The organism is Ruminiclostridium josui JCM 17888 (genome assembly GCF_000526495.1).
GTDB lineage: Bacteria > Bacillota > Clostridia > Acetivibrionales > DSM-1351 > Ruminiclostridium > Ruminiclostridium josui.
Genome location: NZ_JAGE01000001.1, coordinates 3,260,231 through 3,285,501, shown reverse-complemented (window position 1 = coordinate 3,285,501; position 25,271 = coordinate 3,260,231). Strand labels below are relative to the sequence as shown.

Annotated in this window: 40 protein-coding genes; 2 read left to right on the top strand and 38 right to left on the bottom strand. The window is 35.4% G+C overall.

All coding sequences use genetic code 11. From position 1 onward, the window contains the following. Positions 1–11: 11 nt before the first annotated feature. The 30 genes from K412_RS20905 to K412_RS0114695 form a co-directional block, all read right to left on the bottom strand. Complete coding sequence (locus tag K412_RS20905) at positions 12–662, bottom strand: LysM peptidoglycan-binding domain-containing protein (RefSeq protein ID WP_242835632.1); 651 nt, start codon at positions 660–662, stop codon at positions 12–14. Further along, positions 659–2,794, bottom strand: a complete 2,136-nt coding sequence (locus tag K412_RS0114840; protein WP_024833836.1) for a tape measure protein — start codon at positions 2,792–2,794, stop codon at positions 659–661. The genes K412_RS20905 and K412_RS0114840 overlap by 4 nt, the downstream gene beginning before the upstream one ends. A 76-nt stretch (positions 2,795–2,870) precedes the next feature. Next, positions 2,871–3,053: a hypothetical protein gene (locus K412_RS0114835; protein ID WP_024833835.1), complete on the bottom strand. Its 183-nt coding sequence runs from the start codon at positions 3,051–3,053 to the stop codon at positions 2,871–2,873. A gap of 203 nt (positions 3,054–3,256) precedes the next feature. Then, complete coding sequence (locus K412_RS0114830) at positions 3,257–3,625, bottom strand: phage tail assembly chaperone (RefSeq protein WP_024833834.1); 369 nt, start codon at positions 3,623–3,625, stop codon at positions 3,257–3,259. 1 nt (position 3,626) lies between these two features. Further along, on the bottom strand, positions 3,627–4,052 hold the full coding sequence (locus tag K412_RS0114825; RefSeq protein ID WP_024833833.1) for a phage tail tube protein: 426 nt from the start codon (positions 4,050–4,052) through the stop codon (positions 3,627–3,629). 13 nt (positions 4,053–4,065) lie between these two features. Next, positions 4,066–5,139, bottom strand: a complete 1,074-nt coding sequence (locus K412_RS0114820) for a phage tail sheath subtilisin-like domain-containing protein (RefSeq protein WP_024833832.1) — start codon at positions 5,137–5,139, stop codon at positions 4,066–4,068. A 1-nt stretch (position 5,140) separates the two neighbouring features. Beyond that, positions 5,141–5,590 (bottom strand): phage tail terminator family protein, encoded by a 450-nt coding sequence (locus tag K412_RS0114815; RefSeq protein WP_024833831.1) that lies wholly within the window; start codon positions 5,588–5,590, stop codon positions 5,141–5,143. A gap of 1 nt (position 5,591) precedes the next feature. Continuing rightward, positions 5,592–6,053, bottom strand: a complete 462-nt coding sequence (locus K412_RS0114810) for a hypothetical protein (RefSeq protein WP_024833830.1) — start codon at positions 6,051–6,053, stop codon at positions 5,592–5,594. Then, the gene (locus tag K412_RS20900) at positions 6,053–6,646 is read right to left on the bottom strand and encodes a hypothetical protein (RefSeq protein WP_024833829.1); all 594 of its coding nucleotides are present in this window, start codon (positions 6,644–6,646) and stop codon (positions 6,053–6,055) included. The genes K412_RS0114810 and K412_RS20900 overlap by 1 nt, the downstream gene beginning before the upstream one ends. Then, the gene (locus tag K412_RS0114800; protein ID WP_024833828.1) at positions 6,643–6,930 is read right to left on the bottom strand and encodes a head-tail connector protein; all 288 of its coding nucleotides are present in this window, start codon (positions 6,928–6,930) and stop codon (positions 6,643–6,645) included. The genes K412_RS20900 and K412_RS0114800 overlap by 4 nt, the downstream gene beginning before the upstream one ends. A 67-nt stretch (positions 6,931–6,997) precedes the next feature. Further along, the gene (locus K412_RS0114795; protein WP_024833827.1) at positions 6,998–8,215 is read right to left on the bottom strand and encodes a phage major capsid protein; all 1,218 of its coding nucleotides are present in this window, start codon (positions 8,213–8,215) and stop codon (positions 6,998–7,000) included. Between the two features lie 70 nt (positions 8,216–8,285). Continuing rightward, complete coding sequence (locus tag K412_RS0114790; protein ID WP_024833826.1) at positions 8,286–9,014, bottom strand: head maturation protease, ClpP-related; 729 nt, start codon at positions 9,012–9,014, stop codon at positions 8,286–8,288. After that, positions 9,007–10,269 carry a phage portal protein gene (locus tag K412_RS0114785; RefSeq protein ID WP_024833825.1) on the bottom strand — a complete coding sequence of 421 codons (1,263 nt, stop codon included), beginning with the start codon at positions 10,267–10,269 and terminating at the stop codon, positions 9,007–9,009. The genes K412_RS0114790 and K412_RS0114785 overlap by 8 nt, the downstream gene beginning before the upstream one ends. Before the next feature lie 193 nt (positions 10,270–10,462). Further along, positions 10,463–12,175 carry a terminase large subunit gene (locus K412_RS0114775; protein ID WP_024833823.1) on the bottom strand — a complete coding sequence of 571 codons (1,713 nt, stop codon included), beginning with the start codon at positions 12,173–12,175 and terminating at the stop codon, positions 10,463–10,465. Beyond that, complete coding sequence (locus K412_RS0114770; RefSeq protein WP_024833822.1) at positions 12,172–12,639, bottom strand: phage terminase small subunit P27 family; 468 nt, start codon at positions 12,637–12,639, stop codon at positions 12,172–12,174. Before K412_RS0114770 ends, K412_RS0114775 begins: the two co-directional genes overlap by 4 nt. A gap of 116 nt (positions 12,640–12,755) precedes the next feature. Continuing rightward, positions 12,756–12,968 carry a hypothetical protein gene (locus K412_RS22345; RefSeq protein ID WP_157833833.1) on the bottom strand — a complete coding sequence of 71 codons (213 nt, stop codon included), beginning with the start codon at positions 12,966–12,968 and terminating at the stop codon, positions 12,756–12,758. A gap of 215 nt (positions 12,969–13,183) precedes the next feature. Continuing rightward, positions 13,184–13,678, bottom strand: coding sequence for a hypothetical protein (locus tag K412_RS0114760; protein ID WP_014312791.1), 495 nt, complete (start codon positions 13,676–13,678; stop codon positions 13,184–13,186). A gap of 231 nt (positions 13,679–13,909) precedes the next feature. Further along, entirely contained in the window at positions 13,910–14,548 is a 639-nt protein-coding gene (locus K412_RS0114755) for a tyrosine-type recombinase/integrase (RefSeq protein WP_024833821.1), read from the bottom strand. Between the two features lie 255 nt (positions 14,549–14,803). Then, complete coding sequence (locus K412_RS0114745; protein ID WP_024833820.1) at positions 14,804–15,232, bottom strand: hypothetical protein; 429 nt, start codon at positions 15,230–15,232, stop codon at positions 14,804–14,806. A 47-nt stretch (positions 15,233–15,279) separates the two neighbouring features. Further along, positions 15,280–16,068: a phosphoadenosine phosphosulfate reductase family protein gene (locus K412_RS0114740; protein ID WP_024833819.1), complete on the bottom strand. Its 789-nt coding sequence runs from the start codon at positions 16,066–16,068 to the stop codon at positions 15,280–15,282. 83 nt (positions 16,069–16,151) lie between these two features. Next, the gene (locus K412_RS0114735; protein WP_024833818.1) at positions 16,152–16,589 is read right to left on the bottom strand and encodes a hypothetical protein; all 438 of its coding nucleotides are present in this window, start codon (positions 16,587–16,589) and stop codon (positions 16,152–16,154) included. Positions 16,590–16,634: 45 nt separating this feature from the next. Then, the gene (locus tag K412_RS21425) at positions 16,635–17,291 is read right to left on the bottom strand and encodes a YopX family protein (protein ID WP_024833817.1); all 657 of its coding nucleotides are present in this window, start codon (positions 17,289–17,291) and stop codon (positions 16,635–16,637) included. After that, positions 17,278–17,718 (bottom strand): YopX family protein, encoded by a 441-nt coding sequence (locus K412_RS0114725; RefSeq protein WP_024833816.1) that lies wholly within the window; start codon positions 17,716–17,718, stop codon positions 17,278–17,280. The genes K412_RS21425 and K412_RS0114725 overlap by 14 nt, the downstream gene beginning before the upstream one ends. A gap of 18 nt (positions 17,719–17,736) precedes the next feature. Beyond that, positions 17,737–17,898: a hypothetical protein gene (locus tag K412_RS22550; RefSeq protein WP_173585614.1), complete on the bottom strand. Its 162-nt coding sequence runs from the start codon at positions 17,896–17,898 to the stop codon at positions 17,737–17,739. Between the two features lie 41 nt (positions 17,899–17,939). After that, complete coding sequence (locus tag K412_RS22340) at positions 17,940–18,086, bottom strand: hypothetical protein (protein ID WP_157833832.1); 147 nt, start codon at positions 18,084–18,086, stop codon at positions 17,940–17,942. Continuing rightward, on the bottom strand, positions 18,083–18,955 hold the full coding sequence (locus K412_RS0114710; RefSeq protein WP_024833815.1) for a phosphoadenosine phosphosulfate reductase family protein: 873 nt from the start codon (positions 18,953–18,955) through the stop codon (positions 18,083–18,085). The genes K412_RS22340 and K412_RS0114710 overlap by 4 nt, the downstream gene beginning before the upstream one ends. 14 nt (positions 18,956–18,969) lie before the next feature. Then, positions 18,970–19,584, bottom strand: coding sequence for a hypothetical protein (locus tag K412_RS0114705; RefSeq protein ID WP_024833814.1), 615 nt, complete (start codon positions 19,582–19,584; stop codon positions 18,970–18,972). 90 nt (positions 19,585–19,674) lie between these two features. Then, on the bottom strand, positions 19,675–19,887 hold the full coding sequence (locus K412_RS23065; RefSeq protein WP_157833841.1) for a DUF1281 family ferredoxin-like fold protein: 213 nt from the start codon (positions 19,885–19,887) through the stop codon (positions 19,675–19,677). Beyond that, positions 19,888–20,256 (bottom strand): hypothetical protein, encoded by a 369-nt coding sequence (locus tag K412_RS21420; protein ID WP_024833813.1) that lies wholly within the window; start codon positions 20,254–20,256, stop codon positions 19,888–19,890. It abuts the gene before it with no gap. Positions 20,257–20,307: 51 nt separating this feature from the next. Then, positions 20,308–20,652: a hypothetical protein gene (locus K412_RS0114695; protein ID WP_024833812.1), complete on the bottom strand. Its 345-nt coding sequence runs from the start codon at positions 20,650–20,652 to the stop codon at positions 20,308–20,310. A 122-nt stretch (positions 20,653–20,774) separates the two neighbouring features. Between K412_RS0114695 and K412_RS0114690 the strand changes: the two genes are divergently transcribed. Continuing rightward, on the top strand, positions 20,775–20,906 hold the full coding sequence (locus tag K412_RS0114690) for a zinc ribbon-containing protein (protein ID WP_024833811.1): 132 nt from the start codon (positions 20,775–20,777) through the stop codon (positions 20,904–20,906). A 2-nt stretch (positions 20,907–20,908) separates the two neighbouring features. Here K412_RS0114690 and K412_RS0114685 read toward each other — a convergent pair whose 3' ends face one another. Genes K412_RS0114685 through K412_RS0114650 form a run of 8 tightly spaced genes read right to left on the bottom strand, consistent with a single transcriptional unit; the run spans position 20,909 to position 24,406 of the window. Next, the gene (locus K412_RS0114685) at positions 20,909–21,220 is read right to left on the bottom strand and encodes a hypothetical protein (protein ID WP_024833810.1); all 312 of its coding nucleotides are present in this window, start codon (positions 21,218–21,220) and stop codon (positions 20,909–20,911) included. After that, a complete protein-coding gene (locus K412_RS21415) occupies positions 21,221–22,168 on the bottom strand; it encodes a DUF4373 domain-containing protein (RefSeq protein WP_024833809.1) in 948 nt (315 codons plus the stop codon). Positions 22,169–22,176: 8 nt separating this feature from the next. Then, positions 22,177–22,899 (bottom strand): hypothetical protein, encoded by a 723-nt coding sequence (locus tag K412_RS0114675; protein ID WP_024833808.1) that lies wholly within the window; start codon positions 22,897–22,899, stop codon positions 22,177–22,179. Beyond that, positions 22,886–23,284 carry a hypothetical protein gene (locus K412_RS0114670; RefSeq protein WP_024833807.1) on the bottom strand — a complete coding sequence of 133 codons (399 nt, stop codon included), beginning with the start codon at positions 23,282–23,284 and terminating at the stop codon, positions 22,886–22,888. The genes K412_RS0114675 and K412_RS0114670 overlap by 14 nt, the downstream gene beginning before the upstream one ends. Further along, complete coding sequence (locus K412_RS0114665) at positions 23,271–23,654, bottom strand: zinc-ribbon domain-containing protein (protein WP_024833806.1); 384 nt, start codon at positions 23,652–23,654, stop codon at positions 23,271–23,273. The genes K412_RS0114670 and K412_RS0114665 overlap by 14 nt, the downstream gene beginning before the upstream one ends. A gap of 37 nt (positions 23,655–23,691) precedes the next feature. Continuing rightward, on the bottom strand, positions 23,692–23,937 hold the full coding sequence (locus tag K412_RS0114660; RefSeq protein WP_024833805.1) for an AbrB/MazE/SpoVT family DNA-binding domain-containing protein: 246 nt from the start codon (positions 23,935–23,937) through the stop codon (positions 23,692–23,694). Between the two features lie 27 nt (positions 23,938–23,964). Beyond that, entirely contained in the window at positions 23,965–24,132 is a 168-nt protein-coding gene (locus K412_RS22330) for a hypothetical protein (protein WP_157833831.1), read from the bottom strand. 55 nt (positions 24,133–24,187) lie between these two features. Next, positions 24,188–24,406, bottom strand: a complete 219-nt coding sequence (locus K412_RS0114650) for a helix-turn-helix transcriptional regulator (protein WP_024833804.1) — start codon at positions 24,404–24,406, stop codon at positions 24,188–24,190. Between the two features lie 208 nt (positions 24,407–24,614). On the opposite strand from K412_RS0114650, the gene K412_RS0114645 reads away from it, so the two are divergent. Further along, positions 24,615–25,181, top strand: coding sequence for a helix-turn-helix domain-containing protein (locus tag K412_RS0114645; RefSeq protein WP_024833803.1), 567 nt, complete (start codon positions 24,615–24,617; stop codon positions 25,179–25,181). Positions 25,182–25,271: the final 90 nt, after the last annotated feature.

Here is a 25,271-nt window from a genome sequence, read left to right as displayed (position 1 = left end):
TTATCCCTCTCTTACAAAACTGCCGGAAGTTTTAATGTTTTTCCGGAACTAATAAGGTTTGGATTCTTTATTCCATTGACTGCAGCAAGTTTTGGGTATAATGCAGCATTGCCATAATGCTTTCTGCAAATTGCACTTAATGTATCTCCCCGTTTTATAGTATAACTTTTTGATGGGGATGTTTTCTTTTCAGTACTACTTCGGCTACGATTACCAGTTTTATTGGTTTGTACTACTGACAATGTTTTGTAATTACGCATTGTTATAGTCGCATAAACATCTCCTGTACCATCTTTTTCACCGTAGGTAATGTCAGATATAAGCACCGGGGTATTTACCATTGTATCTGATATTATATAGCGTAAAACCGTGTGGTTATCGCACCATTCCTCAAACTTTTTAACATAACTGTAAGGATTTAAATCTGCCTTTGGCTGGCAAAATGGATATTTTTTTGCCGGAAACATACAATCTACTTTGTAAGTTGGTGCAAGCTTATACCCGGCAACACTAACATCACCCAGAGTATGAATATTAATTGTTTCTACGTTTATCCCGTGATTGACTTCGAAACTAGAAGGTGTAACAGGTAATATAAGTTCTTTGTTTTTTATCGTATCTTTAAATATAAATTTAATCAGTTTTACCACCCTTTCTATCAATCTGCCAGCTCATTGGCTCTATTCATTTGTCGCACTATTTCAATTGCTACCTTTTGTATGTCTGCCTCTTCTCTTATTACAAATGAATTGCCAGTTATAACCGGTGCTGCATTTTGTCCATATGAACGGTTTTCACTTGCAGTAAGGACTCTTTCACCTTCATGCAACACTGTCGGAAAATTATTATAAGGTACGTAACTTAATCCAACCGCATATCCGTTACCAAACCCGAACTTATTTTTACCTGAACTCTGAATATTTCCGTTACTGCCACCAAACAAATTAGTTATTGCATTTGAAGGATTTTTATCTATTGATACTACCCCGGAATTTGATAAACCAAAGGTTATTTTGTTATCATCGGATTTGTCTTTAATTGCTGAAGCTAACCCTAATGAAAATTGTTTTCCCATTTGGTATCCGGCATCCCAATATGATTGATTTAACCCAGCATCATTTTTTATATTTTCAGCAAGAGTTTTATTTGTTTGGATTGCTAACTGTGCACCTTCACTGGCGTTATATTCATCTTGTGCGATTGCTTGGGCTTCTGCTAGAAGTGCCCCCATCTTGGCACCAGCATCCTTTGAACCATCTGCTGCGTATTGGGTATACTCCTTGTACATTTCGGATAGTCTTGCCTGAGTTTTCTCACTGAACTCAGAACTGATACTTCCACTCATTACCGCACTTAAAGCATTTCTTTTAAACTGCTCTGCCAAATTTTCAAGCGATGCCTTCCATTGTCCTATCTGGTTGTATGCTTCTTGCATCTTTGTTCCGCTATCTCCACTGAGATAGCTTATTTGGCTTTGTATTCCTTTTTTACGTTCTTCGTTATATCCTTCCCCCATTGCGTTGTTTATCTGGTTTTGAGCATCTTCCAAGGTGCTTACGAGCCCTGAATAGGTTTGAGCCTGTTTTTTCATATTACCAGCAAAATCGTACCCCATATAATCAGCGATTGCTTGGGCTGCCTTTTCTCCTGGTATAAGTCCTTTGCTTACCATTTCCTGAACTTGTTTGTTAGTTTTACCTGATGCTTTAGCTAAATAATCCCATACCGGTATACCACGTTCTAATAGCGGATTAAGATATTCAAGGGATGTTTTCCCTGTGCTTTTCATACGACCAAGGGCGGTAGATACCCATGTCATATCATCTGTGGACATTCCAAGAGCAGACCCGGCATCACCCACCTTTGTAAGCAGTGGAATGATTTCATTTTGCTTGTATCTGTATGCCAAAAGTGTTTTACTTATTTTTGTTAGATCGTCATACTCAAATGGTGTGTCGCTTGCAAACTTAGTGATATCTTTTAGGTATGATGTAGCGTTTTTATCACCGCCAAGTAATGTAGAAAATGATATTTTGTTTTGCTCTCTTGACGATGCAATTCCTGATCCAGAAGAAAGTGAATTGTTCTGTTCTTCTATTACTGATTTAAACTGATCTTGGTAGTATTGTTTGAAAGAATCATCTTTCTTTTCAAATACTTGCGCATTGCCCTGTATTACACCTATAATTCCACCTAAAGCCGCTCCAACCGCCGTACCAATTCCCGGTGCTATTGCGGTACCAATTGCCGCTCCCATTCCGGCTGTTGACAATGCACTGTTAAATATAGTACTTGCTTCAGAACCATAAGCGCTGCTTACATATGTACTTGTTATTCCACCTATTGTATCACCAATAAGTGAGGCGGCACCAGAGGCGGCAATAGTACCTAAAACACTACCCATAGTACTTTGATTTCTTGAAGCAGAGGCCCTATTTTCATTTTTACTCACTGCATTTGTTAGACTTCGTATGTCCTTTTCAGCTTGTTTAGCATTATCGGAAACTAGGGACAGGTTTCTGCGAGCATTTTCATATTTAGCATTAGCAAGTTCAAGATTCAGCTTGTCGGCGGCCTCCCCAGTTTTAGCAAATTGCTTTTCTGCTTCACTAAGTTCTTTTTTAGCTTTGCTGACATCTACTTTTAAGGTTATTTTATTTTTGTTCAAGGCATCTAATTTTGAGTTTAATCCTGTTAAATCTTTATTAAATGCCTGATTAGCATTTTTCATTGTTGTTATTGCTTGTGTATAATTGTCTTTTGCATTTATCGCTATACTGATATCTCTTCCCAAACTTCCCTGTCACCTCCTGCTTTTGCAGATAAAAAAACCCCGCCGGATTCGGCGAGGTTTAAACCATTGTTTTATATTAAAATATCATAAATGAAGATAGTAATGCTATTATAAAGCTGATGAACATTCCAATTACACAATTTCGGACTTTAATACGTGCCACTTCTTCCGTTTCACCTGATCGGTTAATCAGAACAATTCTTATCAAAAATGAAAGTCCGACAATCATTCCAACGCAGAGTATTGTCAAATATACCATACCGTTACCTCCCTGATTGTTCTAAATACAGAATAGCAATTTCTGGTAATTTGTCAAGTTTTACTTTTTCCTATACTGCATTTCGGTTTCGAAAAATGCTCTAATTACTAATTTCTCTCCGGCAGGTAGGTTATAGTAATAACCTGGCATAATATTTTTTTCACGGAAAAGGAAATACATCAACTGTGTTTCAGGATCTTTATCTATTTTTTTTTAATCTCTTCAATTGTATCAATGCGATATCCTGAAAGTCTTTCAATGGCCCTTGAAATATCTGTGATTTCTCCCGGGAGCAACATCTTTTTTATCATTTCGGCTGGTGTTACTGTGCTGTATTTTGCAAGCAATTCAGGTGACCTTAAATTAGGTTCTACCACGCCTGCAAGCAGTATGTGTACTTCCATATCTTCCTTCTGTGCTCGTGATATGTCATTGGCTTGGTTGTACGGAAGTGCCCTTAATTTAAATATTACAGGACTTCCGCATAATCCGCTAAGTCTTTTTACCTTGTATTCCTTCTCCGGTAAATCGGAAACATTCATATTAAGTAATAAATCAAGTGTATTATCCATTTTAGACCCCCACTTTATCTAAAAATTCATAGTCAGTATAGGTGAATGGAGCTTCAACTGTTCCATTCTTTGCAACTTCCCAATCAGCCAGTGTCAGATCATCGAAAGAAACATTACGAAGTACAATACGTTCTGCGCCGTATGCATCGGGATCATCCAACTTTGATATAACCGTAAATCTTATATCTTTACCTTTTTTAATATTGTCACCTATTGCAATAGCCATTCTGCTGTTAGCTTTATATAATTTTAGTGAACCGGTACATGAAATTGAGGTTATTTTCTTATCTGTAGCCATTTGCCTACAAATTGGAACATCCTCTTTATTAAACGATGCCTTTGCCTGTAAACCATAGCATTCAGATACATATTCGCCATTCATCCAAACCTCACCCCAAGTTCCAGACATTACTCTGTTAGCTTGCATTTAACATACCTCCCTATATTGTTATACTGAGCTCAATATCCTCAATAGCATCAAGAATTGAAATTTGCGATGTAAGGAATACCTGATCTCCTGTGGCTACTGTTCTTATTTCCTGCTCTGTCATATCCGCCGTATCGGTACCTTTGCTTTGTAGATATTGTTCTTGTGCAATTGTATCTATATCTACGGTACTAGTACCCATTTCAAGTATTCCGTCATTTTCAAGGCCTTTGAAATAGCCTTTAATTGCTGATATAAGCAAACATTTGTTATCATAATTATTTGAGTATTTTCCAATATAGCTGTCTTCGGCGGTTTTACTGATGTCACTTCTTATCATGTCAACCGCTTCAACAATCTTTATTTTCTTGAAAACCTCTCCTTTGGTTTCAGTGGTAGTCTGCAACGAATTAACTCCACGACCTACCTTTACCTTTTCACCGTCTGAGAATATGACAAATTTACCTGCATCTATGGCGGTGTCAATGTCCTCCTTTGACAGCTTATCAACCATACTGACTTCGGGTAAAGGAGCATAAGTGCAAGAGATTGTCATTGGTGTTCCGGCAATTAATCCTGCTATACGAGAGCAATACTCAGCAGTTGTATGTACAATACCGTCAACTTTAATACCTGTAGTAGTAAAATTGATTATCCCTTCACTGTCAGCCGCCATATTTGGTAAAACAGCTTTAGGGGTATACCCTTCTGCCCTTTGTGCTTTTATCCAAGTAGATATCTCAGTTGCTTCTGTGGTATCACAGTCAGGCGGGCCAACAAGATAATCAAACTGGACATTTTCAAAGTATTGCAGAGCTTCTGACAAATTCTCATCTGTGGTAGCCAGAACATATACAATTACTTTCTTTGGAGTGTTCACGTAACCAACAAAGGCCCTTTCAACGTATTTTTGGTTGTTTGCTCCGATTGTTCCAAGTTGCGAAGCTATCTGAGTTGATTTTGTTAGCGTATATGCTCCCGTGCCGTTAGCATCTTTCAAAATTATTGCTACGATACCATTTTTGGAGCGTTCAAGGGCTGTAGCAGCCGCAGTGCTAAAATTGATATTTATATTTGGTAATCCCATTTTAAACCTCCTCCAGATTTGTGTTAACTGATGCTACTAGTGGAGTGGTGTCCACTGCATCAGTACGGTTGTCAAAATATGTACATTGCAAATCAACAAATGCCATATTTTCTTCAAAACCACCGGTGCTGCTTTGCATTTTTATTGCTCTGTCATTAACGGTTATGTGTCTTTCAGTAAATGCTTGCATTATCTTTTCCTGTATCTCTGCAAGTTCATCAGTATCAGACCTATAATATTCATCTTTCTCCACGAAGCAGGTAATTGTCAGGTAAACTGTTTTTTCTACTATAGATTTATTCATATCTCTTCTACTAGTCCTGACATATTGGATTAAAAATGATGGCCTTTTAAAATCCTTCGGGCACCTTTGGAGATACACTTTATATTCAGGTGCAATTTCAACCAGTACAGTATTTACACCAGTCATTATTTCAATTGCAGTTACCATTTTAACCCTCCAGTTTTTGCCTAAACTCTTCTACGAATTTTTCTGCTTCTGATATAGCTTTTGCCTCTGCTGATGTTTGTGCTGATTGATAAAAATGATATCCATCAACATAAGGCTTTTTTATGCGTGGTCTATATGTTTTTGAATTTCCACCCGGTTCACGTATTCTATGCCCGTTTTCAAGATAATTTGTTATTGCTCCCGGGCTGTTTTTACCTGTTGCTCCTTTTTCTGCTCTGACAGCAGCATATCCCCCACCAGAACCGACATGAGATTCTTGCCAATCTTTTATTTTCCCTGAACTGTCTTTCAATCCAGAAGCGTTTATTTGCTTGTCAACTTCTTCTTTTGTGGTCTTTGCTATTCTTTGGTGGAGCTCTCTGCGCTTATCCGGAAGTTTACCGAGTAAATCTTCAAGGTCTGAATCAAATTTGCTAATGCCGTCAATCTGAATACTCTGCACTAGACATTCCTCCTTGAAATAATTTCATATTCATTTTTAAATTCATCCAGAGTATGTGCAAGTAGAACCTCATAATCTTTTTCATCTATTGCTACAAGTTCGCCCTCTTCCAATTTAATTAATTTTGGAGTTACAAGAACAAGGCGTGTTTCAATGGTTGTCATTGGTTGTTCCTGAATATTCCCAAGGAATTTTTCTGTTAAGATACCCGGAAATGTGATTAATGTAGGTTCGCTATATACTGGCCTGTTTAAATTGTTATATATAGGTGGGTCGGGTTCTCTTTTTATATGACATTCTTTTATGGTTACAATAGCTGCAAGTACCTCATAATACAATCTGCTTTCCTCGTTTATTGCAGTTAAAAAACAGTGATTACCCTTCCAAATAAAAGCATTATGCAAACTTAAACTTTGTTTTCGCACTACGAATTTTACCGTTCTTGCTCCCATACCAATACTTGAAAAGATATTTTTTGTATTCAAAATTTCAGCTTTTGCCCATGTTACCTTTTGAGATTGCCATATGAAATTATTTCCATCAGGAACAAGTGTTGCCACTGATATTTTTTCTTTAAGTTCTCCAGGATTCATATTATTGTCTCCTCTTCATAACAATACTGTAACTGAAAGATTATATTTGATAGGCTATATTGCAGCTTATCTGCTTTCCCAATTGGCTCTCTATTTTCATGCCAGTGAACAACAAGGAGCTTAATTGCGAGTTTCGCTAGTTCATTCCCTTCCGGTAACTTGCATCCAGCATTTTTTAAATATTCTTCAGCTGCAGATATTAAAGATTCAATATCCTGGTCTTCCGATGTATCATCTACGTCTGCTTTTAAATACTTTTTGGCTTCCTCTAATGTCAGTATCATTTTTTCACCAGCCTTTTATAAAGGGCATAAGAATAATCCATCCTTATGCCCTTTAAAATTTACTGTCCTACGATAATTTAGCATACAATACCTTTATTGCATTTTTATTGACAAGCTTACCATCAAACCTAAAAATACCTTTTACCTCTGTAGTATCTTTCCTCCAAGCATCCCCACCAATATTACTTGATTCAACGCTCATTGCCTTTCTGTCAAACATGGTATACAGTTCTTTAAGGCTGCCTATAACAAATGGAGTCCTTGTTACGGCACTTTCACCCTCGCCAGTTGTCACATTAGCAATAAATTTCTTTGGCACTTTTACAATTTCTCTGCCTAAGAAAGTAAATCCAGATTTTGCAGTAACATCAGGTTGTAAATACGGCTTGCCATTTTCATCTTCCAAACCATCAAGATAGTTATACCCGTCTGCATTTGTATATATTGCAAGGTTCACATTACTTACACTTTCCAGATCAACATTAAATATTGTCTTGAATTTTTTTATATCTGGTGGAGAATCAATTGTTTCCGTTCTGCTTTCCAACTCTCCACCTGTTTTAGCCTCAGTTAATATTCCCTGTGCTGACTTTGTCCCTGTACCGTTAAAAACTTGATAAGCGTATGTATTAAGTTCATTTTCTCCCATCCACTTTATTATGAATGCCAGAATGTTTTCAGCCGAATCTTCAAGCAATTCATTTGTAAGTGGTATGTACCCGGCATATTTGCGCACATTATATTCCAGGTCAGTAAATGTAGGTTCATATAAAGCTTGTATTTCCGCACCTTCGTCAAGGCTTGCAAATCCAGAAGCCTCTGGAACATTATCAGCAATTGGTCTTGAACCTTTCATGGTTCCGACAGGCTCAACATTTAAATATGGTCTTATATCAAAATTCCTTGTTGCATCTTGAAACTCCTTAATCATGGTAGAGATATCAGGTGTAATTACTACTCCACCCTTTGTTTTATCACCTTCAACCATAACAGCCTTTATTTCATTAAAGGTTACTTTTTCTTCATCGGTTAATTCTTTTCCGGCTATTGCTTTTGCTAAAATAAGCCCCCTGTTTGCTGTCTCATTATTCAGCTTTTTACTGGTTATTGTCTTAGCCTCAATTTCCGCTTGTTCATCAGCCTCTTCCATTTCTGCTAATTCAATTTTTGCTTTTAATGCCTTGATTTCCTCTACTTTTGCCATAATCTCACCTGCTACTGTCAATCCCTTTGCGCTTGCTTTTAGTGTTTCAAGTTCTTGTTTTAATTCTGCTGATTTTAACATTCTTAATTACCTCTCTTTTTTAAAATTATGGTTGCAATATAAAAAGAACAGCCTACTTAAGCTGTTCTTTTTATTGTAATTCTAGTAATAGTAACGCTTTTGCCAACTCCAATTCATTATTGGCTTTCAATTCTTTTGGATCTTCTTGTTCTCCCTCGGGAGGTTCTTCATTCTTCACAATTAAAGCTTTCGGTACATTTTTATATGCTTTAAAATCCATTCCTTTAACGCAAGCTGCTATATTTACTTCATCTAAAAGGTTATCACACAAACCATAATCATAACATTCCTGAGCTGTTAACCATGTTGTAGCATCCATAAGTTTGATAAGTGTTTCTTCATCCAGTTTGTCTCCTGCTTTTGAAAGATATGCCTGCCTTATTGATGTGTTTACTTTATCTAATGTATTAGCCATTTTCCGTAAATCATCGCTGTTACCTTCGACATATGTCCATGCGTTATGTATCATAAGCATTGAATTTTTAGGCATATTTACGGTTTTACCACTCATAGCTATAACGCTTGCAATGCTTGCTGCTACACCATCAATATATACATTTACATCAGCCTTAAACCGCTTAAGCATGTTATATATAGCACTACCTTCAAAAACATCACCACCTGGACTATTTATATATACATTAAGTGATTTTATATTACCAAGTGCATCTAATTCCTGTTTAAAACTCTGTGCAGAGTGTGCATAGCATCCTCCACCCCAGCTTGCAATTTGTATATATAAATATAAATCTGCTGTATCATCAGTTTGATTCTTAAATTCCCAATATTTTTTACTCAACTTTTACACCTCCTTTCCATTGGCTCCCAATTTGGGAAATTTTAATGTAATTACCATTACCTATCAGCTCATTTGCTGAAGGCTCATTGCTATAAGGTAATCCCATTTCCTCCCTTGCTTCATTTGCTGTATATATAAAATTATTTATACCTTTTTGTAGGACCCCTATTTGTTTAACTGGATCTAGTTTGAATAGCTCTTTAATATCATGCTCTAGTACATTATTGTCAATTTTTTGTTTACTGGTTAGAAGTCTTCTTGTGTTTTCTTCTTTGTATCCTTTCAGTGTTGGCATGAAGCTATTAACGTAAAAATCCAGTTGCTGTGTTTCACTATTGCTGTAACTGGATTTATCGTAATTATTAAGTATATTTGGTTTTATTCCAAATGCCCCGGCTATTTGTAAAGCACTTAGTTTATTTAAATCTACAAACTCTGCATCACTCAATTTCATATCGAGTGTCTGTGCTGTAATTCCAAGTGGTAATGGTATAAATTTTCCGCTACCAACAGAGGAACTATAGCTTTCTATTTTTTTTGCTAATGTCTCTTCTTTTTTACGGTCTAGATCACCGGTATAATTCAAAATTACTTTTCCACCAAACATATTATTTTTATAGAGCTTGCCTAAATAACTCTGACCATACTGTGCAGTTTCTATCTGTATCTTTAATATATCCTTAACTGCCAATCCTACTATTCCATCCCAACTTACAGAGCTTTTAAAATGTAAAATTTCTTCTGCCCTAAATTTATATTGTTTGCCCCTACCTCTTTGGTCTTGCCAAACATACCATATTGCACTTTGTTTACCAAAAAAACCTGCATCGTCCATCCAAATAGTTACCTGATTACTTGGAAGAATCCATAATGCTTTAATCTGACCTGCATTTCTGCCAATCGTATAACATTCTTGATACACATACGCATTTCCATAATGATTACGATTAAGTTCTACGGTTTGCCAGAAGGTTGATGCTGTCATGTATGGATTTGGCTCAGTATTAAGTATGTAATCCAGGTAACTTCCCCTAACTTTTTCTTTTCCTTTTACTGCATCTTCCTTATATTGACGTATAGGTAACTTACCAATACATTCGGATAGATGTTTAAGACACGTAAAATATGTTATTTCTCCTAATTTGCCCGGTCTTATATTTTGTCCATCTATGCCAAGAAGCCTTAATAACTCACTATCCTGCAATGTAATTGATGTAGCATTTTGAATATTCAACCTATCCTTTAAAAATCCCATTTATCCACCTCGCTTTCCCGGAAATTTCAATAAGAATACAGCAATACCACATAGCATTAAACCAAACAAATACAAAAACGCTGTAAAACTGATTCTTAGAGTGGCAAATAAAATAAAAAACAAGCCTGCTAACAAAAGTATTTCTTCTTTGCTCTGGCTTATCACTTTTGTAATAATATTTAATTTTTTAATCTTAATCACCACCATATAAATTATTCAGATAATCCTCTTCAACGTATTTGCTTGTGTTAACTTGAACATTGCTCCCTACAAATTCTGTGTGAGAGAAAATAAGAACAACAACCATGTCTATTCTTTGCTTGTTTTTATCCTCTTTTATAAGCATTTCGTCATCTGCTTTTCCCTTTGATGTACTTGCTTTGTTCATGTTCCAATCAAGCAATTCATTTTTAACATGTCTTGTTTTGCCATCATAAACAGCCTTTCTATATTCTTTAGTAGCCGGAGAAAGGTTCGTATAGGTTTGTTTCAGTAATACCACATCATAGTCTGCTGATAGTCTTTCCATCATCTCTTTGGCATTCGTTGGGTCGGTAACGATTACTTCTATTTCACATTCATATACAATTTCTATATTCCTTATATGTTCTTCAACCAGCGTGTAATTTACCGTCATTCCCTTATGTATGTCACAATAACCAGCTTTAGCATATGCTCTATAATCAATTTTTTCCCTTCTGCTTGCAAGGCTGTCCTCAGGTAAAAAGCCGTGAGACTTAGAATAAAAAATCTCTTCATCTTCAAATTCAATTCCAACAGCTGTTAAATCTGTAGTTACAGATAAATCAACGCTTACTTTAACCTTTTTACCTTTTATCCTCCCTTTAAATTCCTCTTCGGTAATCTCCCACTTCTTCCAATGTTCCATATCAAGATATTTATTAATTTCATTGCTTTCAAGAAATATGTTACAGTTTTTAGTTAAATATTCTTCCTGCTCACTTATTTTAACCTTAGCTATTTCCCTGTCGGCTCTGATTTCTTCGTAATTCTCTTCAACCCTTAATGGGTTAGCCTTGTATAGTCCTTCTTCAGTCCATGCTTCTTCTTTACTACAATAATACAGTAAGCAAAAAAGCCTGGGGTTTGTAACAATCCCTTTCAATACAGCCCTATCATATTCCAATTCTTCTAGCATAATAGAGTCACTCTCGGCATAGGCCGTAGTTGTCTGTATTTGGATAGGATTAAGAACACTTAACTGGCCTTTTCTCATTGCTTGTATATTACTATTTGTTGTAAATGCTCCAACTTCATCTGCTACAAAACAGGCAGGTCTAATAGAGTTGTTTTTATTTGCCTTGCTTGTTCTCGGAATATAATAGCTGTTGGTAATTCTACACTTTATAACTCCTATTTCGCTTTCAGATACAATAAAGTGTTTCTGGATTGAAGGGCTTGCCTTTATCAGTTGAGCCATGGCCTTACGTGTTTCTTTTGCCAAGTCTCTATCAATGCATATGCTGTAAAATTCACTGAAATTTTGTTCAGTAAGCATTAGCAGCAGAATAACGATGGCTGCAATAAAGCTTTTTGCATTTTTCCTTGGTATGAACAATATTACATCCCTGTAGCGAAACTTCTTTTTATTTTTTTTATATCTCCATCCGAAAATTGCGGAAATAAATAAGGCTTGGAATCCCTCTAAACCTTCTAATACCTGTTGTCCTGCAACAAAACCTGTTGCATAATTAAACAGTTTTAACAGATTATTAATTTTTTTTAGTTTCTTTTCATCAAAGTAAAACTCAAAAGACTCATTATACTGGTTTTGATAGTAGTCTTGTACAAATATACAGCATTGCTTTTTTACTTCCCAAGTGGTGATCTCCCTACCTTCAATTACATCTTCACAATATTTTAATGCTTTATTTAAAAGAATCATTCCTCATCATCTTCCCTTAGGGCTTTTAATACCGGGTCTTCTTCTTTCTCTTTATTTTCTCTGGCTAAATTCCCAAGCTTTGCTCTTGATTGAGGGGATAACGACAATTCATTACAGCATCGATATAGGTCTTTAGTGTATTTATCCTTTGCGCTCATCAAATCTTTATTGACTATGCTCCCAATGTTTTTATTTATAATGGTTTCAATTGTCTGCAGACGGTCAACTGCAATAGCACAAGTGGAGAGTATGTAAACGTCTAAATTAGTTAATATCCCTGTTCTCTTAAGTTCATCGATGATAAAAGAATATATATTTTTTTGCTGCTCAGACAAATAATCCGGAGGAATACCAATTTTATCATCCAAGCCTTTTATGCTTTCTTCTGCTTCTTTCCTTGCTTCAATTTCTTCTTTTGTACTATGTCTGCTTTGACTGTCTACCACCTTGCATGGTCTGCTCACATTTTCACCTTCTTTTTTCTCAAAGTTCAAACTTTCATTTTGGGAATTTTATTCGACTGAGAGAGCCACTCGGGTGTTGCAACTATGACTAAAAACTTTTTCCTATCCCCCGGGGTCTATACATATTTTTTTTGATACTCTGTTAGCAAAGCTCTCAGTTTGCTTTTTACTTCCTCGGTGTAGTTGATGTGGTCTATGCTGTTGTGGCAGGCATGGCAAAGAGGTATCAACTCTTTCACATCCAAGCGTTTACTGAAATCAATTCTAATTGGTGTGATGTGGTGAACTAAATCACAAGCAGTTATTTCATCATTATCAAGTAAACACATCAAGCATAACCCATTGTATTTGTTTTTAATGTATTGGCTTAACTTATCCCACTCGGGACTATTATAAAACTCTGTATACTTTATATTGTCCTGATTGTACCTTACTTCTTTATCATACCGTTTATATCTATCTTTCCTACATTCACACTTACTGCCTTGTATTATTTTCTTGCCACATGAACACTTGGTATATATCGCAATCCTTTTCACCTTCTTTACAAGCTTATAGCTTTTGAATTGACTTCCTTTTCTTTAAGCTTAGTAAGCTTTTTATTGTTTTCAACTCCATGAGGATCTTCTTTCCACTGTGATTTCTCTCTGTTGTTAAGCCAGTACTTTTGTGCTGCCAAATCAGGGCCTTTATACTTCTTAACTTCACTTATAACAACCGACTCTTTTTCAAGAATAGTAGTTCCATCTTCAGCTAACTCTTGGCACTTAACCTTTGTAGCTACTTCTTCCCAGTAAGTATAACCAACAGCAGTCTTGAATACTGCCTGTTCTACTCTTTGATTCTTTTTATCTTTTCCTTCGGATATAACTGCCTTTAAATCATCATTTGTGGCTTTATATTTTTTATATGTTGAGTATCCAACTCCTAACTTATCAGCTATTTCTTTATCGGTTTTATTGTCCTCAACCATTGATTCGATAAGCTTTAAACTACTATCAATTATTTCTTGAACTGACTTAATTGTTCTCACCTCCACATGTAGACTTGGCTCTATACATGAGTCTCTATGTTATTTTTTAAGCATTTTTTATGCAATGTCTTTGTAACGCTTAAATATCAACACTTTGAACCACTTTTTTGAGTGCTTTGTAAATCCGCAATAACATATAGGATTACGGATTTTATTTTTTATTGCATATATTGTAGTTATTTTTTTATAGCACTGGAAATAAGTATGTATTAACTAATTGCGGATTTTTAATTAAAACTATAATTTTCTTCCAGCTATTTTTGCTGCTGACTCTTTGACATCATCATCCAACCCAAGATATCTTTTTGTTACCTCAACACTCAAATGTCCGAGTGCAATTCTTACGTATTCAAGGTTGTTTGTATCTTCAAAAAGTCTTCTTGCATATGTTTTTCTTAAACTGTGTCCGGTAATGTTTTTAAGATTTATTTCATTGTCATCTGCAACTTTTTTTAATATATCTGAGTATGCTTTTTCACTAATATGTTTGCTGCCCGATCCTTTTTGTGAAGGAAAAGCATATTCGGACTTCTTTTTATTTTTTATGTATTTTTTAAGAATGTTTCCCAACTGTGGAACAATATCATGTTTCCTTTTCTCAGGCATTTTCTTTGAAGATTTAGGATTTTTCCTTATGTGAGTTTTCCAAGCGTTATACTGCTTTTTTTCCTGGATCTCAAAACAACCTTGTTGTAGTGCTGTCTGAATATCTGATATAGTCAAGTCTATAATGTCTTGAATCCTATATCCTGTTGCAATATCTAGTAAGAAAATGGTAATGTTTCTTTCTGCCCATTCTCCACTAATCTCTTCAAGGCGATATTTGAAGCGTTCATAATGACTTTCCGGTATTGGTTTAGCAGGCTTTTTATTCATATAACTTTCACCTGCCTGTCTGAATTTTGTACTTTGCACATTTAGGAAAGATACAAAACCATTTGCCTTCTCTGAATGTGCCCCAAACACATGTTGCACCTATAAATTTATATTTAGCCATGAAGAGCACACCCCCTTTGAATAAAATAAAACAACACCAGGTATCCGTCCTGATGTTGTTTGCCCTTTGAAATATTTATATAGTTTTTGATGATACAATTATAAAACATTAATAACGGGTATTGACGGGCAACTTTATTTGTTTTTATTTTCCCAAGCTCTACATTTCCTCCTTACGGTACTTTCATCGTAATTCATGTATAAGCCTATCTCTTTCCATTCTTGCCCATCAATGAATCTGTATCTATATATTGTCCTTATCTCGCTATCACTGATAGTATTTATGTAATCAAGTGCCTTGCTAATCTTGCAATTTAGCTCATAGTACTTGTCGCTTATCTTTTTGCCTATTTCGTTTCGCTTTTGTATGCACTTTTCAGACATCTGCTCCCGACCAACCAGATTGAAAGACCTCGCTGAATAAGGATACTCCGACATGCTACCCCGAACCTTGTCCGATACAACAGTTTCATCGTCACCATAATTGAGTTCCTGAAGCTTTTGGTTAAGCTGCTTTACTTCCTTTTTTAGTTTTAAAATTTCGTTTAGTTCTGCTTTTTTCATAGGCACCTCCCCCTTTTGTTTCGCTCAGATTATATTCAAATTGCGGCCTAACCGTCATAACATCCACATGGAATCAAATCTTCATCATCAAGTAAGCTGCATATATCCAACTGTGCTTCAACAGATTCAATATAGTCCTTCCATGAGTAGTTTCGTCCAAGACCTTTTACTGTTAATAGATTTTTTTTTGCATTATCCTCAATTGCTATAGCTCTATCAAATAAATCTGGATATGTTTTTTTAAGTACTTTTATTTCAGGTTTTTTCATAGATGGGCAACAGAAACAACTAGACTTTCCGGGAAGTGGTATGTTATACTGCTTTATTTTATTTATACAATCATCCCTATACCATTCCCAGTCAATCAACAGGTAATTGTAACAATATTTCTTATCAAGCATATCTGCTGCCCATGCATGATCTCTTCTCTGTTCTTCCCCGGCATCATAACCAATAAATTTGTTTACTTTTTTGCCGGAGCTCCAAACATCAATACATGGCTGATAACTATTGCAATATTTATCTTGTACACCCTTTTTGTGTTTAAGAGAACATTTTTTAAACCCATAGGCCAGAGAAGGAAGTGTGCATGATCTTAAACATTCATCCTCTAAAGTAAATCTTTTCCCGTTCTTGTCTGTATACCCTACAACAGTTATTTCAGGCATTTTGTGTTCTTTTAGCCACTTACTCATTATTTCAACATGCTCATATGTATGTGGCATTTCACAGCCAGTATCAGCAAATAATATAAGGTCAACAGGCATTTTCTTTTCCCACATACCTATAAGCATTGCTGTGCTGTTTGTACCTCCGCCAAAGCTTACTACGTTCATTAAATCCCCTTCTTTCTGGTGCGTAATAGACTTACAATGTCTGCTCCCGGATCAACGGCATCATATATTCAAATAGCGTCCTTTCATGCTAGTTTATATGGCAAGTATCCGTCCTCTGATGTGAACCATTTGCCATATTTAAAACCGATAATATTAAGATTTATGCCGGAAGCTTCAATGTTCCTATTAAACGTATCTTCACTAATTCCACATTGCATAAATACCTGTTTTGTTTCATCGTCAGCAGTAACTAATACATGGTTACAAAACCCTTCGTCACAATCAATATCAATTACCTTTGGCAGCAAGGAATTAATTAAATCAAGCTTTTCATGGATTAATCTTTCAGTTAAAGCAAACCCTTTACACTCCGTTTCACCTTCAGGTTTAAATTTCTTGGAATAACCTTTTTTACACTCAACTCCATAAGATATACTTGAGATATAAGCATGGCCGCCGAAACTCTCCTGTTCTCCGTCACAAGTTCCTATACAATACCTACAGTCGTTACATTTTGCCATCTGTATTTACCTTCCTTTCGTGCGTAATAGACTTATTTGCTGAACTTACCATCCTTCAAACTCCGGTAATGTATCTAACTCTTTTTGGCTTATCATAGTACAACCCCACCCAAATCCAAAAGCTTCAATTTCTTGATCTAATTTAAGATTTTTAATACTTTCTAGAATTTCATCGTATGATTGCTTTTTAAATGCTTCATCTTCATCTTTTTCCGTTTCAAAGTCCTCCTGTGCAACCTGCAGATCACATGCTACACTTTCGATGTCCACTTCATAGAGTTTCCCGCCTCCGTCTGTTTGGTACCAGACTTTTATCATGTCATTATTAAGTAGTTCAGGGTTATCATATATATTCCCTAAGACTTCAAGTTCGGCAATATCGTCACCCAATAAAGTTCCATCTTTCCCATCGAGGCTTTCTATTACATAAGCAGCATCAATAAACTTTACAACTCCTTTAAACCCATCGTAATCATCACCTACTAAACCAGATGTCCTTTCGACAATATCGCCCGTATATATTGCAGTGCCGTTTATATCTTTTTCGCCTGTGCATTCTCCAAGAGTATTAATTTCAATATCGCACATGTATTCGCATCCGTCTGAATCATAAAAATGTATGTACGGTGGCAAACTTCCTTTACGGCTAACTAAATCACCAAAAACCCAAGCACCAAGACTTTTACCTCTATAATTTCTCATTATCTTCACTCTCCTTTATCAGTTCGGGTATCAGTTCGGGGTTGTCGTGTATGTTGCCGATAATTTCATGCTCTATATCAGCCCAAAGTCCATGTAATCTGTCTAAAACTTTGTTTTCGCCAACAAATTGACTTTGTACGTATTTAACTAAAAGCGGACTAAAACTCTTTATTTTTCCATCCTCGTCAGTAAAAGACTGTGTGAGAATATCCCCCTCATAAATCTCCTGCCCTTCCGGATATTGTTCTGTTCTTTTTTTGTCGTGCAACCCGGTGAACTCTCCGACTGTTTCGGGGATAACTTCAAATTCCAACAACCCATCATGTATATAATGCTTATACTTTGCTCCTATCCACCTTTTTAAATAACAACCGTAAACCCACTCGCCATTGTCAGTCCTTTTACCTCTAGCTTTAATCTCCCTCAACGTCCTCACTCCTTTGCTCTATAAATCTCCTTCTGCCTCAAAGTATGTAAACCTACTGCTTTTCTTACTTGGCTGTCCTAATGCTACTACCCATTTTTTAGGCAACGTTGTCAGCTCTTTGTTCCCGATTTTAAACCGTGTATATGTCTTACCGTTTTTATCAATTAGATTTAATTCCATGATTTCACCCTTTCTTCGTCGGATTACCTCTATATTCCGTACTAATCTCTTTTGCAAAAATGCTTGCAGCAGCCTTTTTTATCAACATACTTCCTTGATTTCTCACACTTTATAAACTGCACTGATTCGCCGTAGTCCATGCTAAATATACAGTTCTCACAACACTTTATTTCGCCTGATGTGTTCATTCTTCACCTTCTCCCATGTCCTCAATTTCCATCTGACCGTTACATTGTTTTTGCTTAACTGTGCCGTATAGCCACCATTCCATCCATGCATTAGCACTTGTAAAACAAGGGTCGGCTTTTCTTTTTATGCAACGTTCCAAATATCCGGTAAGCCATTTCGTAATAGCTCGCCTGTAATTATCCCTGTATTTAGGCCATCTTTCAAATTCCCTTAGCATCTGCTCAGTTCCAGCTAATGGGCAACCGATACAACCAAGTCTTTTCCATCCTTCGTCATATAAGCAACAATGCTTTATACTTCGGCTGTTAAGGTATTCCCAGACGTCATTCTCATTCCAATCAACTATAGGGTTTATAACTCGTTTGCCTTTCTTCTGGCAGTTTTCAAACAGTTTTCTATCCTCGTCATTATCATTAAATAGAATCTTATCTGCTTTGTTTTTGCCTATTACTTCAGTTACTCCCCTGTTGTTTTTTCTGCTTGTGCTTTCTGCCCATCTTACTCCGGTTACAACGATTCTCCCCTCACCACCGCCCTCTTTTAATACTTGACAACAAAATCTTTTTTGTCGAGTTGGGAGGCCTCTCTTTTTTATTAAATTCCACATTGTTGTCTCTGGTTTATCTGTAATTACATCTGGATAATACTCTTTAATAAAATAAATAAGTTCAGGTGGGTCTACTGTAGTCAGATGATAATGAGCATCAAACTTTACCCCGGCTTCTTTGGCTAAATGATATATGCACTGACTGTCTTTCCCTCCGCTAAAGGCTAAGTAGTAACCCTCTGGCGGTTCAAAAGCTTGTAATCGATCTATTGCTATTTTTACTTTATCTCTAACCCCAAACAGGGTTTGTTCTACTAACATTTCTCACCGCCTCCCTATCCCCACTGTTGGGCCATTGCTCTTGCGATACCTGGAAATGTTTTTGCTCTTGCCTTTGCCCTTTCTTTTGCAGGAAGTTTTAATGTTTGCATATGCCAATTCCCATCCGTCCTGCCATCTTTGTAAGTATAAAGAATAGGTTCTACTATGTTTGTTGGCACTAAATTAGGTAACCCTTTCAACCACAGACATGTTGATTTTCTTTCTGGTTCTCCAAATTGATAGGGTTGAATTATTTGATTTGGCTTTCTGTATTGAGTTGACATTACACCTATAGGATTTTCTATGGCAATCTTTTCACAATCTGAATTAGCAAATAACATAAAGAATTCAATTGCTTTTTTTCTGTCCTCATGCCGTTTTATTGCCTTTTCGCCATACTTCTCAATATTAAACCAACTGTTTCCCGTTACAGTTAAATATGTACAAGGAGGAAAAGCAAGTATCATATCCCAATGTTGCTTTAGTAGTGGAATAACATCTTGTTGTAAGTGCCATTCTGGGTGTCCTCCGCTACATGGTTCAATATCACAGCTATACGCTTCATGTCCTAACTTTCTTAACTCAATTGTTACTGCCTGGCTTTCTTCACATGCTACTAATATTTTCATTTCTGACCTCCACGTCTGGAGGTGTGCGCACACTTATTTAACTAGTATTACTCCGATTTTATTTGTTACGTAATATTTTGCTTTTGCGAGCTATTGCTCATCTATGTATTCATAGTTTTCATTCATTCCATGTTCGGCAAGGCTCTCATTGGTTATTTCAAAATAAAGCTTTTTTGCTTCAACGCTACCACCTTTGGGGATGATATTTTCCAGAATCTCGCCATCTTGAAAAATAGTAATCCCAATGTTATGGCCTAAATCTTCATCAGCCCAAGCAATCTCAAACTTTACGTCCGGAAATATCTATGAAAGTTTTTTAACGAGTTCATGTGGGCAATTCCACGCCGTTTGAAAGAATATAACATTGTCACTATTTCGTTTGTCTGGTTGCCCATATGCATTCCATTTTGTTCCCCAGTTTTTTCTTGCCCATCCCAAAGATGTGTTGTCTTCTCCATATTTTTCTTCGTCGGCTCGGCTAATTCCGAAAACTTTAGGGTTTGAACCATAAACCCATCTAGGCATTGGAGTGATTTTATTTAAATCAATTGTACCTGGACCATAAACTTCCTCGTTGTTTTCGCTTTTTTCTATCTGAATAAAATTTTTTATTTCAGAAACCCTGTTGATTTCTGCTATTATAGTTAATCTGTTTGTTACATGATTTGGCATTTATTAACCTCTTTCTGCCTACTTTTAGGCCTTTAATTTTGCTATCACAATCTATGGCTTCACTGTTTCCTTCTTGTCCAAGTCATAACCTAAAAGAAACTCAATTACCTCAATTTCATCAGGTTCGAAGCCAAAACCATCATTACCACAATCCATTTCTTCTTGCATATCTTCAAAACTTTCGTAATCATGTTCTTTTTCATGATCCCATACCCATTTAAGAAAGTCTTTGCACTTTTCTTCTCCATCTATTCCAACCAAGTTCCAACATCCCTCCATTACACTTGAACACAGAGTAAGAGTTTTACCAATCAAATAGTTTTGCCAGAATTTTTTTGTATCAGTTGATTCGGTAGGTTTGAATTTTCCTTTTACTATTTTAAAAATATCATCCATTGATTTATCCTCCTATTGATATTAATCTTTTATTAATTACTCGCATTTTATTGTTATAAATTTCCATATAGTGTAAAATAATGTTTGTATCTACATATTTTTACACAAAGGAGGTAACACACATGCCATCTACTGGAGAAAAGCCCGGTAAGGGTTCATACCAATGTAAAAAATGTGGCCAGATTGTTGTATTAGATGATAACACTGACACATTACCACCATGCCCTAAGTGCAGTGGAACTGAGTATAAGTAAGGTTAACTCCTTATAAACTCTTCAATTGCTTCATCTGAATAACCAAAGACTTTGCCAAGTACCCAGTGGTCATAAACTGTCTTTGGTTTTTCAGGTAGGCAGTTTATAACTTCAAACATAAAATCTTTCTTGTATATCCATAATGAACTCCATTCCTTTGATAAGTGTTGTTCTATCATTTTTAACTTATGAAAATTAATAATCCTATCTTTAGCCTCTTTGACAAATTCTTTTTTTACTGGTAATACTGCTGCAGGTTTCCCTCTTAGAACCATGTAACAATTTGAATCAATTTCTCCATGCAAATACGACATCTATTTTGCTCCTTTCGTATTGTTGAAAAAGTTATCAAAGTAACTGTCTTCATAATCCCTTTGCTCAAAATTACCCCTGTTGGATGCCTGTGAAATATTAGATTGATATTTTCCTTTTGACTTTGATTGAAGATACAAAGTATCATATTTTTCTCTTAGCTTTGATGGACTTAAAATACATGAACACCAAAAATTGTCTTGTTGTGAATAAGTAATCATTGCTCTGATTTCATCAGCGGTGTGCTTGTCAAGTCTCATCATTTTATCAATCTCAGTTGCCCAACTTTGTAGTTTATTGGAATCAGGTACCCTTGCCTTATTATTATTCCTTAAAATATAGGACCTTAATTCTAAGGCTAATTTATATTGGATATCATCGACCGAGAATTCGGACGATATATGTTTTTTATTTGATTTACTTTCCTTTACTTTACTTTGTGGATTATTGGGCGGTTTTATTAAATTAATCGGGGGATTAACCGATTTAATTGGAGGATTAATTGAATTTAAAGTAAGCCTTTTAAGAGTACCAGGCGGGCAGACTTTTTCATCCGATAAATCAACCAGCAAGTAATCTTTTATTATAGATATATTTTTGCGTTCAGAAATTGCATTTAAATACCTTTTCTGAATGCCTGCAGAAGTTAGTACATTAAACATATCAAAAACCCTATCATCAAAAATAGAACGTCTGACACACCCTTGCAAAACTTCTTGTATAAAATCAGGGCTACAACCACAACCGACACTATCAGACATCAATAAGTAATCATCTTTATCCCACTTATAGAAGTATCCGTTGCTTTTATAAACTAATGTTAATAGGTATATAAGAACTAATATTCCTTTTGCCCCGAATTCAGCTTTAATAAGCTTAACTTTTTTATCATCCAAAAAATCCACGTCCAAAGGAAAGTAATCAAGTCCTTCTTTGAACGGTCTTGCCATTCAATCTGTCACCTCCTAAACCTTGTAACCTCTGCTAAGTCAAATAATGTAAGTTGTACCGGTTCATTATGTGTAATATCTTTTTTTACATGTCTAACATCTGAAAAATCTTTTGTAATTGAATTAACCCGACTCTTTGAATGCACATACATCCCCAATAGCTCAACTCTACTTTCAAATCCTTTAGACAGCAGAGACTTATTTATTTTTTCAGCATACCAATTTTGAATCAAGTAACCATTAAAACTAAGAATATGAAATTCTCTGTCCCCAATTTTAAAAACTACTCTACTGTTACATGGTCCATCAAGATCAACTTGATCACCTGGTAAATCCTTTAGCAATTCTAGGCTTGTCCTATAGGGGATGTTATTTAAATCAAATTCATTCTTAATCAAATCAGCGCTATCTGAGTCAAGCTTATAGGACCATGTATTACTTGAGCGAATAAGTACTGCAAACGGCATCTTATAACAGGTAATATATACTTCTGGTATATGTTCTTTTTTAACATTAACCACTGGCTTTTGAAATGGAACAAATCCATCCGGAAGTTTACCGTTTTTCAAAGGCTCAAAAATGTTCTGATTCTTTCCATAAAAGCAAATACCTGACTCTAACTTTTTCCTGTATGTACAACCCGTGAATAATGGATGATCAGCATAAACACAGGCCCATTCATCAGAACATTTCATAAAAGATGAACAGCAGTCAAAACTACCCTGTGGCACTTATCACACCTCGCATTTCATACCAGTACTTTTTATGTCTTTCGTAAATTTCTCTATCTGCTTCGGTTTCAACAAGGAATGTCTCTTCTAGCACCTGAGGCATTAGTTCGTAATACTCCGGTATGGAGTCCTTATCATAAGGTCTTAGTGATTTAATAGAGAATGTCTCTATAGATTCCTTACGATAAGGCCATCTTTCATAATTATTGAATTTGTACATAATAGTTCGTTGGCTTGGATACCTTGAACAGGCTAGTATTTTAACTTCTGCAATGTTACACATACCAGAATTAACTTTTACCAGTTCACCTATGTAGTGTCCGTATGATTCGGTACATATCTCAACAACTTTCCCAATTGATCCCGAGGCTTCATGCTTTAACATGGCTTGCATCTTGACTTATATTATTAAATCCTGTAATATGTAAATGAAAATTTTTATGTTTGCACTCTTTAATGGGTGCTTTTTTTATACTTATATCCGATATTTCTCTTAGGAGCCCTACTACTGTTAAATACAGTACTGGTATTAAAATCTCTCCACCATATGCTCTGTAACCTCTTTGCATATATGCCAATTCTGAATGCATTGGTACAACTAAAAAGCTAATCACAAAACCGCATAGGAACAATGTTACCTTTTTCATTTTTTTTGATTTACTTGTGCAGTGAGGACAAGTATATCCCTGTTTGCCAATCTTCTTATGTACACTTACATTCCATGGATGGCCACATTTTTTGCATAATGCTTTCATTTGTATACTTCCTTTCCTGTAAATTTTGTATATCCACCTAGTTCTCCCCTTTTAACTCTTTTAAGCAGCAGGAGCAAATATTTTTACCCTTATATGACTGAACATCTTTTGCATTTTTACAGAAGATACATTCGGGTTCGTATTTCTTAAGAATTATTGATTGTCCATCCACAAAGACTTCTATTGGGTCTTTTAAATCAATACCCATTGTTCTACGTATCTCAACTGGTAGAACAACTCTTCCCAGGTTGTCCACCTTTCTTACAATGCCTGTTGATTTCATGATTTATCAATCACTACCTTTCTTGTTTTATTTGACTATTTGTGACTTTGCTATTCTCCCGCAAATAGAATTCACTTCATCTTTTATCCGCTGATTCTCAGTTTGAGATTTATTTATGTATTCATCATTGCAAATTAGAATATGTGTTTTCCCGAGATAAAAATCTTCTACTATGCTGTTAGATATTCCCTCCATAAAACCACCTCAGTTTAGTTTATTCACTCTTACTGTGAGTTGTTATTAAATACTTTTATTTTGTGAGAAAAATATCTTCTAGCGAGCATTTATAAATCTTACACATTTTTTGAGCGGTATTAATAGATGGTCTTTTGGAAGCGCCTTTTCTTTCAATTTGTGATAAAAAAACTTCAGTACAGCCAATTTCTTTTGATACTGTTTTCCTATCTAACATTTTATCCTCTCTTAATTTTCCTAAATGATTTAGTTTGTCTACATTTACTTTTCTCATAATATTTCACCTCCTTCACTAATATAATATAACTTATGGTTAATATTTGGCAAAGTTTGTAATTAACCAATATTTAATTTTATCAGCGTTCATTCAATATTAGTTAATGTATTTGGTTGAATAATAACAATTGCTTAATTTCTCTTGACAATTATTAACTAAAAGTTTATTATCGATAGTAGATAAGAATAGCCTGGAGGTCTTTTAAATGTTTTCCAAACGATTACAATTTTTTATGGACAAATACAATTACAGTCAAGCAAAACTCGCCGAATTATTAGGAGTATCACCTCCAGCAATAAATAAAATGTTAAAAGATGGTAGTACTCCTGGAATAGAAAACCTTAAAAAGCTACGAAAGATATTTGATACTACTATCGACTTTCTATTAGGTGTAGACCTTGAAGATGCATTAGAAATGCTAAATACTTCAAATAATGAAATATCAATTGTATTAACAAATTTAAGAATTAGCAAAAAGCTTACTCAAAAGGAGTTTGCCAAGTTTAATGATATTACATTACAAGAGGTTATTGATATTGAAAATGGAATATCCCCATCAATAGATACTTTGCAAAAGATTTGTTATTATTCAAATATTAGTTTATATGAAATAATCGGCAAACAGCAATTGCATGTTGTTGAAGACATAGAGTATCAAAACATTGTCAAATTTGCCATTGACATGGAAAATAAAGACTATATAAAAATAGCAATGCAAATAAAAGAATCTGGATTGTCACCAGAAGAAATTGTAATTGCTAGAAAACTTTAATTATTTTATTTCTTGTTAATATTACGGAGGTGAAGTTCCCCCGATTTGATGGACACACAGAATGGCTGGTATAATAAAACCAGTTGGAGG

Bases quoted from the DNA above. Each gene is read 5' to 3' on its own strand.
- K412_RS0114835 (WP_024833835.1), bottom strand. From the start codon at position 3,053: ATGGTATATTTGACAATACTCTGCGTTGGAATGATTGTCGGACTTTCA.
- K412_RS0114830 (WP_024833834.1), bottom strand. From the start codon at position 3,625: ATGGATAATACACTTGATTTATTACTTAATATGAATGTTTCCGATTTA.
- K412_RS0114825 (WP_024833833.1), bottom strand. From the start codon at position 4,052: ATGCAAGCTAACAGAGTAATGTCTGGAACTTGGGGTGAGGTTTGGATG.
- K412_RS0114820 (WP_024833832.1), bottom strand. From the start codon at position 5,139: ATGGGATTACCAAATATAAATATCAATTTTAGCACTGCGGCTGCTACA.
- K412_RS0114815 (WP_024833831.1), bottom strand. From the start codon at position 5,590: ATGGTAACTGCAATTGAAATAATGACTGGTGTAAATACTGTACTGGTT.
- K412_RS20900 (WP_024833829.1), bottom strand. From the start codon at position 6,646: ATGAATCCTGGAGAACTTAAAGAAAAAATATCAGTGGCAACACTTGTT.
- K412_RS0114800 (WP_024833828.1), bottom strand. From the start codon at position 6,930: ATGATACTGACATTAGAGGAAGCCAAAAAGTATTTAAAAGCAGACGTA.
- K412_RS0114795 (WP_024833827.1), bottom strand. From the start codon at position 8,215: ATGTTAAAATCAGCAGAATTAAAACAAGAACTTGAAACACTAAAAGCA.
- K412_RS0114785 (WP_024833825.1), bottom strand. From the start codon at position 10,269: ATGGGATTTTTAAAGGATAGGTTGAATATTCAAAATGCTACATCAATT.
- K412_RS0114775 (WP_024833823.1), bottom strand. From the start codon at position 12,175: ATGATTCTTTTAAATAAAGCATTAAAATATTGTGAAGATGTAATTGAA.
- K412_RS22345 (WP_157833833.1), bottom strand. From the start codon at position 12,968: ATGTGTTTACTTGATAATGATGAAATAACTGCTTGTGATTTAGTTCAC.
- K412_RS0114755 (WP_024833821.1), bottom strand. From the start codon at position 14,548: ATGAATAAAAAGCCTGCTAAACCAATACCGGAAAGTCATTATGAACGC.
- K412_RS0114745 (WP_024833820.1), bottom strand. From the start codon at position 15,232: ATGAAAAAAGCAGAACTAAACGAAATTTTAAAACTAAAAAAGGAAGTA.
- K412_RS0114740 (WP_024833819.1), bottom strand. From the start codon at position 16,068: ATGAACGTAGTAAGCTTTGGCGGAGGTACAAACAGCACAGCAATGCTT.
- K412_RS0114735 (WP_024833818.1), bottom strand. From the start codon at position 16,589: ATGGCAAAATGTAACGACTGTAGGTATTGTATAGGAACTTGTGACGGA.
- K412_RS21425 (WP_024833817.1), bottom strand. From the start codon at position 17,291: ATGAGAAATTATAGAGGTAAAAGTCTTGGTGCTTGGGTTTTTGGTGAT.
- K412_RS22550 (WP_173585614.1), bottom strand. From the start codon at position 17,898: ATGGAATTAAATCTAATTGATAAAAACGGTAAGACATATACACGGTTT.
- K412_RS22340 (WP_157833832.1), bottom strand. From the start codon at position 18,086: ATGAACACATCAGGCGAAATAAAGTGTTGTGAGAACTGTATATTTAGC.
- K412_RS0114710 (WP_024833815.1), bottom strand. From the start codon at position 18,955: ATGTTAGTAGAACAAACCCTGTTTGGGGTTAGAGATAAAGTAAAAATA.
- K412_RS0114705 (WP_024833814.1), bottom strand. From the start codon at position 19,584: ATGAAAATATTAGTAGCATGTGAAGAAAGCCAGGCAGTAACAATTGAG.
- K412_RS21420 (WP_024833813.1), bottom strand. From the start codon at position 20,256: ATGCCAAATCATGTAACAAACAGATTAACTATAATAGCAGAAATCAAC.
- K412_RS0114695 (WP_024833812.1), bottom strand. From the start codon at position 20,652: ATGGATGATATTTTTAAAATAGTAAAAGGAAAATTCAAACCTACCGAA.
- K412_RS0114690 (WP_024833811.1), top strand. From the start codon at position 20,775: ATGCCATCTACTGGAGAAAAGCCCGGTAAGGGTTCATACCAATGTAAA.
- K412_RS0114685 (WP_024833810.1), bottom strand. From the start codon at position 21,220: ATGTCGTATTTGCATGGAGAAATTGATTCAAATTGTTACATGGTTCTA.
- K412_RS21415 (WP_024833809.1), bottom strand. From the start codon at position 22,168: ATGGCAAGACCGTTCAAAGAAGGACTTGATTACTTTCCTTTGGACGTG.
- K412_RS0114670 (WP_024833807.1), bottom strand. From the start codon at position 23,284: ATGTTAAAGCATGAAGCCTCGGGATCAATTGGGAAAGTTGTTGAGATA.
- K412_RS0114665 (WP_024833806.1), bottom strand. From the start codon at position 23,654: ATGAAAGCATTATGCAAAAAATGTGGCCATCCATGGAATGTAAGTGTA.
- K412_RS0114660 (WP_024833805.1), bottom strand. From the start codon at position 23,937: ATGAAATCAACAGGCATTGTAAGAAAGGTGGACAACCTGGGAAGAGTT.
- K412_RS22330 (WP_157833831.1), bottom strand. From the start codon at position 24,132: ATGGAGGGAATATCTAACAGCATAGTAGAAGATTTTTATCTCGGGAAA.
- K412_RS0114650 (WP_024833804.1), bottom strand. From the start codon at position 24,406: ATGAGAAAAGTAAATGTAGACAAACTAAATCATTTAGGAAAATTAAGA.
- K412_RS0114645 (WP_024833803.1), top strand. From the start codon at position 24,615: ATGTTTTCCAAACGATTACAATTTTTTATGGACAAATACAATTACAGT.